Here is a 12,797-nt window from a genome sequence, read left to right on the forward strand (position 1 = left end):
CGCCGTGCGGCGACGTCCGTGAGTTGTCAACTTGCGCGGCCGTTGTCGGCCGTCCGCGCGGAACTCGGCGGATCTCCGAGTTGCTGTGCGGCTTTCTCGAGGGCGCGGGAAATCTGCTCTTCCATCGCCTGCGTGAACAGTGTCTGGACGGCGTCGTGTGCGAGTGGCCGCATCTGCTCGACGAGCCGCACGATGTCCGAGATCTTCGCCTCGTCGAGCTCGAGTTGCTCGCCCTCGGGTGCGAGGTACCGATCGGCGACGACCGCGACGAATCGAGCTGCGACGTCGGACAGGTCTTTGCGCACGGCTGCGGTCTGTTCGAGCACGTCCTCGAGTGAGATACCCGCGTCGACGAGAACCTGGGCCGCCTCCACGAGTCGAGGACTGTTCACCGCGTAGTCGTCACCGGAGGGGACGAGCACGCCGAGCTCGGTTCCCCGCGCAATATTCTCGTCGGTGGTCTGCGCACCGAACATCCGCCGGAGTTCCGCCACGGTGAGTCGCGCGGCGCGCTTGCGTTTCCTCCACCGGCTGCCGGGATCGTCGGTCTCGAGCACATCGGTGACGTGCAGTCCGTATTGGGCGGCCGTGAGCAACTCGCTGATGGTGGCGAAAGTGTATCCGCGGTCGAGCATCCGGCCGATGAGGTGTAGCCGGGCCAGATGCGACTCGTTGTACCACCCGGTCCGCCCCTGTTTCCGCGGTGGCGGGAGAAGTCCGCGGTCCTGGTAGACGCGCACGTTGCGCACGCTCACCCGCGCCTCGCGTGCGAGGTCGTCGATCCGATATTCCTTCATCAGACGATGTGCGCCCGTTCGAGCAGAAGCCTCGACGGACCACCGATGAGTCCCACCTCGTCGAGGAATTCGACGGTCTTGGCGCAGCCCTCGCGGATCTTGTCGTGATAGTGGCGATTCGATCTGGCTGCCCTCTTCGCCGCGTCCACGTCGAGACCCGCCGCCGCGTAGACCTGCGGGTTCACCAGACTGGTGACGATGAAATATGCGATGACGCCGAGCGCCAAACGCACCCGGGCCCTCGCGAACCAGGACGCCGATCGGATTCGCCGGATTGTTTCCTCGCGTGCGTACTTGATGTGCCGCGACTCCTCGAGGACGTGAATTCTGCTGACCGTGCGTGTCACCGGCTGAACTCGCTCGTCCCGCATGAAGTCGCGCTGCATCATGTCGAGGATCTCCTCGGCGAACAACGTCCCGCCGTACGCCAGGGATCCGGTGGCGGTCGCCTTGAAGGCGCGAGCAGCCTGACGGATCCACCACTTGGGCCGGTACGACGGAATCCCGAAGCGCTGCGCCGACCTCGCGAACATCGTGGAGTGACGGCACTCGTCGGCAATCTCGGTGAGCGCGAACTGGACGTGCGGGGTGGCCGGGTCGTGGAAGTAGATGTCCCGCACGAGCATCTGCATGAGGATCAGCTCGAACCAGATTCCGGTACCGGCGATGCTCGCCGCCTCGTGCTTGGTGAGGGTGACGCGTTGTTCCTCCGTCATGGTGTCCCAGAGTTCGGTGCCGTAGAGGCTGCACCACTCGGGGGTCATGCCGTACCGGTCCGTGGGGATGGGCGCATCCCAGTCGACCTCGATCAGCGGGTCGTAGGACTTGCGTGCCGCGGAGGCGAGTAGCCGCTCAGCCGTGTCCTGACGGTCACTTACTTTCATTTTCCGGGACGTCGCAGGGGCATCACGGAGGAAGTCCCGTGCACTCTCGACGGACATCACCACTCCTCGGTCTCCTTCTTCACCCACAATAGCATTGTCACAATGCCCATTGTCATCGTCGGGCGGGAATTGCCTGCGGACACGCATGATGTCGAAAATCCAGACCCGGCTCCGTCCCAGCGTGGAATCGGCAAGACGGTCGAATCGGCGAGACAACACTGGAGGATGGATCCCATGGCACACGTACAACGCTTCGACCACGTCGGCATCACCGTCGCGGACCTCGACTCGGTAACGGCGTTCTTCGTCGGACTGGGTCTCGAGGTAGAGGGCACCGGATCCGTGGAGGGTGAGTTCGTGGAGACAGTCTGCGGCATCCCCGGCGCGCGCTGTGAGATCGTGATGCTGCGGCCACCCGGCGGCGGGTCCCGGCTGGAACTCGCGACCTTCGTCACGCCCGATCACGTGCCCGGATCGCCCGAAGCGATGGCCAACGAGCTCGGGCTGCGCAACGTGTCGTTCGAGGTCGGCGACCTCCAGGCGGCCGTCGACGCGGTGGCTGCGGACGGGTACGGGCTCATCGGTGGCATCGGCGAGTACGAGAACAGCGTGCGGATGGCCTACGTGCGTGGGCCCGAAGGGATCATCGTGTCCCTGTTCGAGCAGCTCGGCTGACGCGCCGTACCCAACGTATCTCCGATCCCCGGGCCGGGCCGTCACAAGATGAGGCGGAGCCCGACATCACCACAGCCCGGTGTCGCTAGCATTGAAGAGTCCCCAGGAGGTTGCGGTGACATACAGTGCTGCGTCGGCTGAGACGTCCGTGCGGGTAGAGCGCTGCGACGTCTGCATCGTCGGTGCGGGCATCGCCGGAGTCAATGCCCTGTTCGTCGCCAGTCGATACTTGTCTCGCTCGCAGAAGATCATCCTGGTCGACCGCCGCGATCGTCCCGGCGGCATGTGGGTCGACACCTATGCGTATGTGCGACTGCACCAGCCGCATGGCCTGTTCACCGCCGGCAACATCAAGTGGTCGCTCGGCCGGGATCGCTCCTACCTGGCAACAAAGGACGAGGTGCTCACGCACTTCGAACACTGCCTCGACGTTGTCAAGCAACGAGTGCACGTGGACGAGTACTTCGGCTGGACGCTCGAGTCGCATGACGAGTCAGGTGGGATGGTGCGCGTCACCTGCACATCGTCGGACGGCCACGTCATGGTCGTCGAGGCGAAGCGACTGATCAAAGCCAGCGGTTTTGGAGTCGTGCCCAACGACCCGCTCGAGATCTCCAGCGCGCGCGTCCTGTCGGTATCACCCGATTTCTGCGACATGCGAGGGGACGACATGCGGGCGAGCAACGCCCCCGTGTGGGTCGTGGGCGGCGGAAAAACCGCGATGGACACCGCTCACACGCTGGTCACGGAATACCCCGGTCGGGAAGTGAACCTAGTGGCAGGCTCGGGCACATTCTTTTCGAACCGCGACCGGTTGTTCCCTACCGGCGGCCGACGATGGTGGGGCGGCACGCCCGTAACTCGCATCTTCACGGAACTGGGTCGGCGCTTCGACGGGACCAACGAGACCGATGTCGCGACCTGGTTCCGCACTACCTACGGCACCTGGCTGACCCCCACCGCAGACAACTACCTGCTGGGTTTGCTGTCCGAGGCGGAGAACAAGACGATTGCCGCCGGCCTCAGCGAGGTGATCATGGATCACGTCGTTGATGCCGTCGACCGCAACGGCGACACCGACTTGATATTCCGCAGCGGCTCAGCGAAGACAATTCAACCGGGCAGCTGGATAGTGAACTGCACCGGATACATGCTGCGCGGCGAGAACCCCTACGAGCCATACGTTTCCGACAGCGGTGCGGTCCTGTCGATTCAACCGCGTTCTGCCACATTACATCTGACGTCGTATGTGGGATACTTCCTGACCCACCTACTGTTCTTGGACAGGATCCAGGACCTCCCGCTGTATGAACTCGACGCGCCGGATCTACGGAAGAAGTCGAAGGCGGCATTTCCCTATACGCTCGGATCGCTCACCATGCACAACCTCAGTCTCATCGTCGACAGCGTGCCGAACAAGGTGTTCCTCGATTGCGGACTCGATCTCGATCGCTGGTACCCGCGGCCACGCCGCATGATCGGAACAACGCGGTTCCTGTTCACCCACCGCCGCGGACGCGATCACCTCCGCCGCACCCTGGACACTGTGCGTGAGCGATTCGATGTTCGCTGCGGCCCACTGAGATAGTCGTAACCATCAGTTCCACACGCGAATTCACCGATCGAACCTCTGCAACCGACGTTGCGTCCGGCCGGGGCCGGCTGAAGTTCAGGCGCACACTGCCCGCCGGTGATGACAGAACGAAGTGTCAGTCCGGCGTGTGCTCGGTGGGCTCCGGCATGAGCAGTTGCTCGGACAGCACCTCCAGTGCCTGTCGTGCGTAGCCACGCCACATCGAGGCGATCAGCGGCATGACGAGTGTCCCAGGGCCCCTCGGGTGCAGGACCCATCGCCAGGTGATTCTGGTCCCGGTCCCGCATGGGACGAACTCCCAGGTTCCGTCGATGCTGTCAACCAGCGGCCGCAGTGGGCCGGTGACGTCGCTGAGCCGGTAACTGAACGAGCGTGGGGCATCGACATTTGTCAGCAACTCGCGCATCGTTCCGCCGTCCGTGGTGACCACTGTGCGGGACTGTCCGACCCGGCCCCACATTCCGTCCTGTCCGCGAACCTGCTTGATGGGCGGCAGCAGGGCGTAGCGGCGGGAGAAGATCGCATCCAGCGGGATCGACAGGGTCCCGTCGAATGCTTGCGCGCATGTGATCGGGATAGCCCGCGACTGCTCGACTGTGGTGAGCGTGGCCATCACGCGAGCCTAACGCAGGCGAGCCGTTGCCAAACTACCAGCGGGGTCCGCGTTGAACGTCGTCCACTCGCGGCCGGACATCCACGAGATAGACGCAGACTGCCACCACCGCGACGATGCCGAACAGCTGCACGGCGGGGAACAGCAGCAGCACAAGGAAGGCCACTGAGAGAATGCTCAGCCAGATGGGTTTGCTCAGCTTGTCGACGGCCGTGAAGGCGTCTTTGCGCTGGCGAGCAGCGTGAAACAGGGCGAACGCCGCGCCGCCGAGGGCGACGATGCGAATCACCAACAAGATCACCGAGACGATGCCGTCAACTTGAATCACACGCTCATACTACGAGCTGAAGACGCAAACGGCCCCCGCACCGTAAAGTGCGGGGGCCGAGAGCGCGAAAAGGTCAGACCTTCTTGGCCGGAGCCGTCTTCTTGGCCGGAGCCGTCTTCTTGGCGGGCGCGGGCGGAGTTGCAGCAGCCTTGGCCGGAGCAGCCTTGGCCGGGGCCGGGGCCGGGGCCGGGGTCGCCTTCTTCGCCGGGGCAGCGTGCTTGGCCGGCGCTGCCTTCTCGGCGCGGGCCTGGACGTCGGCAGCCGTAGCGTTCACCCGATCGGCAGCCTCCTTCGAGACCTCTTCCGCCTGGTCACCCAGGTCGAGAACGCGAATCGCGGCCTCGTCGCCGGCGTCGGCAATCGCTTCGCCGACACCCTCGGCAGTGTCGGAGATCCGGACGGACGCGCGGCCGGCGAGCTTCGCGGCCTGCTCGCCCACAGCGCGGGTCTGGCGTGCCACGGTGCCGAGAGCTTCCTCGGTCAGCTCGACGGCGTCACCGAAGGCCGACTCGGCGCGGCCGAGACCCTCCTCGACGACCGGCTGCTTGCGGATGCGCTCGACTGCATCTTCGCCACGCTCCGCGAGGGAGGTGTAGAGGTCGGACGCAACCTTCAGGTAAGCCTCGGCGACCTTGCGCAGTTCGTCGGCGGTGAACTTCTCGCGGAGCTCGGCGAGCTCCTCGGGCAGCTCGGACGGCAGGCCCGCGAGGCGCTCGCGGAGGTGCTCGACACCCTCGGTGACCTCTTCCTGCAGACCGGCGATGCGTTCGCGGGCGCCACCGACGCGCTCCTCGACATCATCCTGGGTGGTCTCGGCGCGCGAGCGGACCTGGGCGACGACGTCGGCCACGGCCTGCACCACGACGTCACCGGCACCTACGGCTGCGTACAGCGAGGTCTTGACGCTGTCGATGGTTTTCTGGTCAGTCATCGGCTATCTCCTGTTCAACGTTGGGGGGGTCGGGTTCCGGCGTCTCGGGTCCGGACCGATGTGGTTCGGGGGTCCGAACCTCGGACATCCTGGATTCGGCGGACTCTGCCGAGTCGTTCTCACGACAGAAGGACTCGTAGATCTCGAGCAGCACTTGCTTCTGCCGCTCGGTGATGGCCGTATCCGCAAGCAGGGCGTCGCGAACAGGACCGTGGGGTCGTTGCTCGAGGTACCCCGCCTGGACGTACAGGACCTCCGAGGACACCCGGAGACCCTTCGCTATCTGCGCCAGCACTTCGGCCGAAGGCTTGCGCAACCCGCGCTCGATCTGACTCAGGTACGGATTACTGACGCCTGCGAGTTGCGCCAGTTGTCGCATCGAGACCTGGGCGGCTTCACGTTGTGCACGAATGAAGCCACCGATGTCGTGTGCGGCGTTACTGACTACGCGAGCGGCCACATCTCCTGCACCGGCTGCCTCGCGGTCGTCGCTGGCCATCAGTCCTCCCGAATTGCTGGGCAATTCCGAGTGTAAGAGAGGGTGCTAGCAATTGCAAGCGCTCTGCTAGCAGTGGGCACGTGGCCGTCGCCACAGGGTGCCGGGCGGTCAGCCGAACATCAATGAGGAGACCGTGTAGATCAGTAACCCGGCGATCGAACCGACCACCGTGCCGTTGATCCTGATGAACTGAAGGTCCCGTCCCACCTGCAGTTCGATCTTCTTGCTCGCTTCCTCGGCATCCCAGCGTTCGACGGTGTCGGAGATGATCCCGGTGACCTCGTCGGTGTAGTTGTCGACGACGTATCGCGTCCCCGCCATGACCCACCCGTCGACCTTGAGTCTCAGCTCGTCGTCGTCGCGCAGTCGTTCGCCGATCCTGACGACGTTCTCGGCGACCTTGGTCCGCAGCGTGCTACCCGGATCGTCGACGGACTCCATGATGAGGCGCTTGGCAACCTTCCAGGTGGCGGCGGCGAGCCCGGTCACCTCCTCGCGACCCATGATCTCGGCCTTGATCTTTTCGGCCTTCTCCATCGTGACGGGGTCGTTCTGCAGGTCGTCGGCGAAGTCGACGAGGAAGCGGTTGGCCGCCTGACGGACCTCGTGCTCGGGGTTCGAGCGCACCTTCCACGTGAATTCGACCAGCTCACGGTGGATCTTCTCGCCGAGCATCAGGTCGACGAACTTGGGCGACCAGGACGGCGAGTCGCGGGTGACGATGCGGTCGATGGTTTCCTGGCTTCCCAGGGCCCACTGATGGGCGCGCTCGGCAAGCAGGTCCAGGATCGGCAGCTGACGGTTCTCACGGAGTAGTTCACCGAGCACCCGCCCGATCGGCGGCCCCCACTCCGGCTCGGCCAGCCTGCGCACGATGGTGCTGTCGATGATCTGCTGCACGTCCTCGTCGCGCAGCACCTCGACGAGTCCACGCAGCACGGTCGCTGTCTCGGCGGCGACTCGCGCGGCATGTTTCGGCTGCGCCATCCAGGTGCCGAGCCGTAGCGGGATCTGGGCGGCCTCGACCTTGGCCGACACCACTTCGGGCGCCAGAAAGTTCTGACCCACGAAACTGCTCAGGCTGGCACCGAGCTGATCCTTCTTCCGTTTGATGATCGCCGTATGCGGAATGGGCAGGCCGAGGGGATGACGGAACAGAGCCGTGACGGCGAACCAGTCGGCGAGCGCGCCCACCATTCCGGCTTCCGACGCGGCTCGCACGTAGCCGACCCACTCCCCCGCGCCACGCGATTCCTGCCACCGGCAGACGAGGTAGACCACGGTGGCGAACACGAGGAAACCCGTCGCCACGGTCTTCATCTTGCGGAGATCGCGCCGCTTCTCCCCGTCGTCGAAAGCAGAAAGACTCGATTGATGCACAGTTGCCATTGTGCCGAAGGTCGATGACGCGGCGCTTCCCAAAGGAGTGACGAGCGAGCTGCACAGACGGCATTGTGCGAGCCGACAACACACGAGCACTAAGCTGAGAGAAGAATTGCGATACGAAACGGATGTGAACAAGCTCAGTGGCGAATGACGACCTGAAGGATGCCGAGCAGGTGACGGAGTCGATGACGAAGCTGGAGAAGGCGACCAAGCCCGACGGGCGTAAGCGCCGCTGGCGTGAGCACAAGATCGCGCGCCGGGAGGAGCTCGTCGACGGAACGATCGCCGCCATCCGCTTGCGTGGGCGCGACATCGGCATGGATGAGATCGCCTCGGAAATCGGCGTCTCCAAGACCGTGCTGTACCGGTACTTCGCCGACAAGAGCGATCTCACCAATGCCACCATGGCCCGCTACGTGGAAACCACGCTGGCACCCCGGATCTACGAGGCCATCGGCGAAGATCTCGACGACTTCGAACTCACCCGCGCCACGATCACCGCCTACGTGGAGACGGTGGCATCCGATCCCGACGTGTATCTGTACATCATGTCGAACGGTTCAGGGCCGGGCAGGGACACGGTGGCTGATTCCGAACGGATGATCGCCGAGGTCCTCTCGACGGTGCTCGGCGAGCGACTGCGTCAGATGGAGATGGATTCCGGAGGCGCGGTGCCGTGGGCGTACGGCATCGTCGGCGGTGTCCAGTTGGCTACCCACTGGTGGATCTCGAACCGGTCGATGTCGGTCGAGGATCTGATCAACTACCTGACGATGATGACCTGGGGAGGCATCACCGGCATCGCTGCCTTCAACGGTTCCCCCGCGCGATTCAACGCGGCACCGCATCCGCTGCTTCCCACAGCCGACGAGTAGACGCCCACTCAATATTGTGTGACCAGAAGTAACAGGTAAACTCGGGGTCATGAACGACTCCGAGGAAGAAGAGGGTTACCGCGGGCCGGCAGAGGTCGTGGTGGGTGCACTACCCGCCGTGACGGTCCAGGTCCAGCTCGCAGGGAACTTCGAACCCATCAGCGGTCGCTACGTCTGGCACGGGCGGGTACGCACGCTGACGGACGCCCTGGGCGAGGACGCCGACCTCTCACCCGGCACGGAGTTACGGATCACGGGACCGCAAGGTACCGCCACCGCCAGGATCACGGGTGTGGATCTGTGGGGCAGCCACCTCGTCGACGGGGTCACCCCGCCACCCTTCAGCCGAGTGTGAAGCCGAGTTCGCCTGTCCGAAGCCCCCGACTGTGACACTGTTCGTAGATGGCAGACAACGCAGCAGGGTTGTGGGAGACACCGGCCGCCGAAGTGCTGCGCTTCCGGCCCGGCATGCAGATCGCTGATCTCGACAGTCGGAGCACACCCGGATTGGTCAGCGGCAAGACCGACGGGAAGCGCGCCCTCCACGAACGGGGAACGGTCCTCTCCTCGTTGCAGGAGAAGCTCTACGCCAACGGCCGATCCGGCGACAACCGCTCGGTGCTGCTCGTCCTTCAGGGCATGGACACCGCGGGCAAGGGCGGAATGGTTCGTCACGTCATCGGGCACGTCGATCCGCAGGGTGTCGATCACGTGGCGTTCGGGGTGCCCACCGACGAGGAGAAGCGGCACCACTACCTGTGGCGGGTCACGAAGGCGCTGCCCCGGGGCGGGCAACTAGGCGTCTTCGACCGCTCCCATTACGAGGACGTCCTGGTGGTGCGCGTACACGGCTTCGTTCCCGAGACCGTGTGGCGTAGCCGCTACGACGAGATCAATCAGTTCGAGAAGGAACTCCTCGGCACCGGCACCACCCTGGTGAAGGTGGCCATGTTCGTCTCCCTCGACGAACAGAAGTCGCGGCTGCAGAAGAGACTGGAGCGCCCGGACAAGTACTGGAAGTACAACCCTGGCGATGTGACCGAGCGCAAGTTGTGGCCGGCGTATCAAGACGCCTACCAGGCGATGCTCGACAAGACGTCCACCGAGGACGCGCCCTGGTATGTGGTTCCGTGTGACCGGAAGTGGTACAGCAGAATTGCGGTCACCGAGCTGCTGATCGACGCATTCGAACGCCTCCGCCTCGAATGGCCGAAACCTGATTTCGACATCGACACGGAGCAGCGCCGACTCGCGGAGTCGTAGGCGAACGCGGTCGCTTCAGAAAAGGTGCGGCGTGTCGTGATGCACCCGGTGATCGTGGCGCACTGTGCCGCCGTACAGCGCCATTGCTGCTGCGAGGGCGACGACGCACAACGAACCGGCGATCACCGCCCAGCCGCCCTCACCGGATCCGGCAGCGACGAGGAACCCGGCGATGCAGACCACCGCGAACAGGACGAGCGCGAAGCTTGTCCACGCGGCGAAGAGATTGAGTTTCATCAGTACTCACCTCACCTGGTGGAATCTGTTCCCGACGCTACGCCGCACTGCAATCGGCGACAAGATGTCTCGGTGGCGTCAACGGGGGTTTCACGCCGTCCGGCCGGGGTAATCGAGCCGAATGAACGTACCCGGTCTGTTACGCAAGACGGAGTCCGCCGACTTCCTCGACAACGTCAGCGCACTGTTGCAGCGCAGGATCGCCGGCACGCTCAGCGGCACCGGAGCCCGTGAAGTTCTGCGAGGTTCCTGGTTGGGTCACCCGCTGCATCCCGTGCTCGTCACCGTCCCGATCGGCGCCTGGTCCGGGTCCCTGGTCCTGGACACCGTGCTGCGCGACCACGTCGCCGCCAGACGGCTGATCGGATTCGGTCTCCTCTCGGCAGTGCCCACCCTCACGACCGGCTGGGTGGACTGGGCCGAACGCGATGCGACGCAACGCCGTGTCGGCCTCATTCACGCGGGTGCGAACGCACTGGGAATCGCCGCCTTCACCGCGTCGTTCCTGCGCCGCCGCCGCGGTACCGACGCGCAAGCTGTCGCGCTGAGCGTCGCCGGGTTTCTCGCGGTCGGCGTCGGCGGAACGCTGGGCGGACATCTGACCTACGCAATGGGCGCAGGAGTCGGCGACGTGGAGCGCAGTCCCTCAGCGGACACGTTTCCCGCGTCGAGAGGATGAGGAAGAAACGAGGAACGTCATGATCGTGCTCGGATTGATCTTGCTCCTGATCGGATGGCTGGCCAATCTCAACTGGCTCTGGGTTCTCGGCATCATTCTCCTGGTGATCGGCGCGGTGCTGTGGATTCTCGGTTCCACCGGACGCGCTGTCGGCGGCAGGCGCCACTGGTACTAGATCGCGACACCGACCGGTCCCGTGAACCCTGTCCTGTGACAGAGTGCGAGCCGGTCGGTTTACAAACCCACAGTTCGGGAATCCCCTGGCATGACCGCCACTCATCGCCAGCCGAGACCCGACTCCTGCGTCGGTCAGCCGATCAGAACCGCGCCTCTCGTCACCGCCCGGCGGCTACGAATATCGATGGTCTCCGGCAACGCGGGTCCGCTGACCGATTCGGACGGCGACGGAGGTGGGCAGAGCATCCATCTGGCGGAACTGTCCGCTGCCCTCACCCGCGAGGGCCACGACGTCACCGTGTACACGCGCCGCGCCGACGAGACCCTCCCGGACCGCTTCACCATGCCGGGCGGATACACGGTCGTGCAGGTACCCCTCGGCCCGCCCCGGCCGATGCCGGAAGCCGAAATACTGCCCCTGATGGGTTGTTTCGGCAATTTCCTGAAGAACGAATGGGAGGCCGAAAGGCCCGACATCGTTCACGCCCACTATTGGATGTCGGGTATTGCGACGCAGCTCGCGGCGCGCCTCCTCGGCATCCCCACCGTGCAGACCTTCCACGCCCTGGGCGTCGTCGAGGAGCGGTTCCAACGTCCGATGACGAGCCAGTCCAACCGAGTTCACCTCGAGCAGTTGATCGCCCGCGGAGCCACCCGGGTGGTGGCAACGTGTACTGACGAGGTCTTCGAACTGGCCCACCTCGGTCTGCCGCGGTCCCGGACATCGGTGGTTCCTTCCGGTGTCGACGTCGCGGAATTCACTCCGGACGGTCGCGCCGACGACAAGGGGATGCGTCATCGCATCGTGATGGTCGGCAGGCTGGCGCCGAGCAAGGGTTACGACACCGCCATCGCGGCGCTTACCCATCTTCCCGATACCGAACTGGTCATTGCGGGCGGACCGGCCGCCGAGCGGGTCGCCGACGATCCGGAGGCGATGCGACTGCAGGCTCTCGCGCGTGAGAGCAAGGTGAGCAACAGGGTACGGATCGTCGGCCACGTTCGGCACGACGTCATGCCGTCCCTGCTGCGCTCCGCGGACGCTGTGGTGTGTACCCCGTGGTACGAGCCATTCGGCATGGTCCCCCTGGAGGCGATGGCCTGCGGCACCCCGGTGGTCGCTTCCGCGGTCGGCGGCATGCGGGACACGGTCGTCGACGGAATCACCGGGCGGCTGATCTCACCCCGAAATCCGGTGCGACTGGCCGAGGCACTACGGCAAATCTTCGACGATGATGCGCTGCGTGCGGGCTTCGGCATGGCGGGCTGCGACCGTGCCCGCGCACGGTATTCCTGGGATCGAGTCGCCACCGACACACTTCGTGCGTACGGACGTTGCGTTTCCGCTCCCCCGCGCACGAGTCGAACCGGTGCGCACTGATCTCCGCACCGGTTCCGGCCGTGGTTCTTCCGTCAGGCGGTTCTTCCGTGCCACGCCCCGAGCGCGCTGTCGACCGACGGGAAGCATGGGTAACTCGATTCCTGACCCGCCGCCCGTAACAGCCGATAGAGCGGGCGCCCGCAGATCATTGCCCAATGCCGCCCGTCCCGAAGGTTCGATGCGTGGACGCTGTCGAGGACCGACAGTCCTGCCGTCCCGATGAAGTCGACCTTGGACATGTCGAGGATGAATTGCCCCTCAGGCGAGATCTGGGTGCAGACGTATTCGTGGAACACGGGCGCACTGAACAGATCGATGTCACCGCGCACTCCGAGAACCATCACTCCTGAACCTATTCGCTCGGAAGAGAATTTCGCACTCGCACAGCGTGTCGGAACGGTATCGACCGCTGCGAGGACTACTTTCGGTGTGTAGTCGACGCCGGTACCCGCGCCCGAACAGGCCAGTTCAGGCTTTG

The 12,797-nt window shown here is 64.7% G+C and carries 17 protein-coding genes; 8 read left to right on the forward strand and 9 right to left on the reverse strand.

Annotation, left to right across the window (positions count from 1 at the left end; translation table 11 throughout):
- Nucleotides 1-26: 26 nt before the first annotated feature.
- Both R4P95_RS02245 and R4P95_RS02250 read right to left on the reverse strand, forming a co-directional pair.
- Nucleotides 27-797 carry a MerR family transcriptional regulator gene (locus tag R4P95_RS02245; RefSeq protein WP_213573138.1) on the reverse strand — a complete coding sequence of 257 codons (771 nt, stop codon included), beginning with the start codon at nt 795-797 and terminating at the stop codon, nt 27-29.
- Nucleotides 797-1,681, reverse strand: coding sequence for a diiron oxygenase (locus R4P95_RS02250; RefSeq protein ID WP_317743929.1), 885 nt, complete (start codon nt 1,679-1,681; stop codon nt 797-799). The genes R4P95_RS02245 and R4P95_RS02250 overlap by 1 nt, the downstream gene beginning before the upstream one ends.
- 234 nt (nt 1,682-1,915) lie before the next feature.
- Here R4P95_RS02250 and R4P95_RS02255 point away from each other — a divergent pair, with 234 nt between their 5' ends.
- Together R4P95_RS02255 and R4P95_RS02260 are read left to right on the forward strand one after the other, a co-directional pair.
- Nucleotides 1,916-2,356: a VOC family protein gene (locus R4P95_RS02255; RefSeq protein WP_213573140.1), complete on the forward strand. Its 441-nt coding sequence runs from the start codon at nt 1,916-1,918 to the stop codon at nt 2,354-2,356.
- Nucleotides 2,357-2,471: 115 nt separating this feature from the next.
- Nucleotides 2,472-3,944 carry an FAD-dependent oxidoreductase gene (locus R4P95_RS02260; RefSeq protein WP_317743462.1) on the forward strand — a complete coding sequence of 491 codons (1,473 nt, stop codon included), beginning with the start codon at nt 2,472-2,474 and terminating at the stop codon, nt 3,942-3,944.
- Between the two features lie 121 nt (nt 3,945-4,065).
- On the opposite strand, the gene R4P95_RS02265 is transcribed toward R4P95_RS02260, so the two are convergent.
- From R4P95_RS02265 to R4P95_RS02285, 5 genes are all read right to left on the reverse strand, one after another.
- Nucleotides 4,066-4,563: an SRPBCC family protein gene (locus R4P95_RS02265; RefSeq protein ID WP_213573145.1), complete on the reverse strand. Its 498-nt coding sequence runs from the start codon at nt 4,561-4,563 to the stop codon at nt 4,066-4,068.
- Between the two features lie 34 nt (nt 4,564-4,597).
- A complete protein-coding gene (locus R4P95_RS02270) occupies nt 4,598-4,891 on the reverse strand; it encodes a DUF2516 family protein (RefSeq protein WP_213573146.1) in 294 nt (97 codons plus the stop codon).
- A 73-nt stretch (nt 4,892-4,964) separates the two neighbouring features.
- Nucleotides 4,965-5,822, reverse strand: a complete 858-nt coding sequence (gene tadA / locus R4P95_RS02275) for a major lipid droplet protein TadA (protein WP_213573147.1) — start codon at nt 5,820-5,822, stop codon at nt 4,965-4,967.
- Complete coding sequence (locus R4P95_RS02280) at nt 5,815-6,321, reverse strand: helix-turn-helix domain-containing protein (protein WP_213573148.1); 507 nt, start codon at nt 6,319-6,321, stop codon at nt 5,815-5,817. Before R4P95_RS02280 ends, tadA begins: the two co-directional genes overlap by 8 nt.
- Nucleotides 6,322-6,429: 108 nt before the next feature.
- Nucleotides 6,430-7,701, reverse strand: a complete 1,272-nt coding sequence (locus R4P95_RS02285) for a DUF445 domain-containing protein (protein ID WP_317743930.1) — start codon at nt 7,699-7,701, stop codon at nt 6,430-6,432.
- A 191-nt stretch (nt 7,702-7,892) separates the two neighbouring features.
- Between R4P95_RS02285 and R4P95_RS02290 the strand changes: the two genes are divergently transcribed.
- From R4P95_RS02290 to R4P95_RS02300, 3 genes are read left to right on the forward strand one after another with little or no spacing between them, the layout of a single operon-like run.
- On the forward strand, nt 7,893-8,582 hold the full coding sequence (locus R4P95_RS02290; RefSeq protein WP_249354681.1) for a TetR/AcrR family transcriptional regulator: 690 nt from the start codon (nt 7,893-7,895) through the stop codon (nt 8,580-8,582).
- A 49-nt stretch (nt 8,583-8,631) separates the two neighbouring features.
- Complete coding sequence (locus R4P95_RS02295) at nt 8,632-8,937, forward strand: DUF4873 domain-containing protein (RefSeq protein WP_159920200.1); 306 nt, start codon at nt 8,632-8,634, stop codon at nt 8,935-8,937.
- A gap of 47 nt (nt 8,938-8,984) precedes the next feature.
- Nucleotides 8,985-9,845 (forward strand): polyphosphate kinase 2 family protein, encoded by an 861-nt coding sequence (locus R4P95_RS02300; RefSeq protein ID WP_317743463.1) that lies wholly within the window; start codon nt 8,985-8,987, stop codon nt 9,843-9,845.
- Between the two features lie 15 nt (nt 9,846-9,860).
- Here the strand turns inward: R4P95_RS02300 and R4P95_RS02305 are convergent, their stop codons facing one another.
- Nucleotides 9,861-10,082 carry a hypothetical protein gene (locus tag R4P95_RS02305; RefSeq protein ID WP_109327758.1) on the reverse strand — a complete coding sequence of 74 codons (222 nt, stop codon included), beginning with the start codon at nt 10,080-10,082 and terminating at the stop codon, nt 9,861-9,863.
- A gap of 121 nt (nt 10,083-10,203) precedes the next feature.
- On the opposite strand from R4P95_RS02305, the gene R4P95_RS02310 reads away from it, so the two are divergent.
- The 3 genes from R4P95_RS02310 to R4P95_RS02320 all read left to right on the forward strand — a co-directional run bounded on the left by R4P95_RS02310 (nt 10,204) and on the right by R4P95_RS02320 (nt 12,319).
- On the forward strand, nt 10,204-10,761 hold the full coding sequence (locus R4P95_RS02310) for a DUF2231 domain-containing protein (protein WP_213573151.1): 558 nt from the start codon (nt 10,204-10,206) through the stop codon (nt 10,759-10,761).
- Between the two features lie 19 nt (nt 10,762-10,780).
- Nucleotides 10,781-10,936 carry a DUF6131 family protein gene (locus R4P95_RS02315; protein ID WP_201453523.1) on the forward strand — a complete coding sequence of 52 codons (156 nt, stop codon included), beginning with the start codon at nt 10,781-10,783 and terminating at the stop codon, nt 10,934-10,936.
- 186 nt (nt 10,937-11,122) lie between these two features.
- Nucleotides 11,123-12,319: a glycosyltransferase gene (locus R4P95_RS02320; RefSeq protein WP_317743931.1), complete on the forward strand. Its 1,197-nt coding sequence runs from the start codon at nt 11,123-11,125 to the stop codon at nt 12,317-12,319.
- Nucleotides 12,320-12,351: 32 nt separating this feature from the next.
- Here R4P95_RS02320 and R4P95_RS02325 read toward each other — a convergent pair whose 3' ends face one another.
- Nucleotides 12,352-12,660 (reverse strand): STAS domain-containing protein, encoded by a 309-nt coding sequence (locus R4P95_RS02325; RefSeq protein ID WP_249353953.1) that lies wholly within the window; start codon nt 12,658-12,660, stop codon nt 12,352-12,354.
- Nucleotides 12,661-12,797: the final 137 nt, after the last annotated feature.

It is taken from the genome of Rhodococcus sp. IEGM 27 (assembly GCF_033142305.1).
GTDB classification, from domain to species: Bacteria; Actinomycetota; Actinomycetes; order Mycobacteriales; family Mycobacteriaceae; genus Rhodococcus_F; species Rhodococcus_F oxybenzonivorans.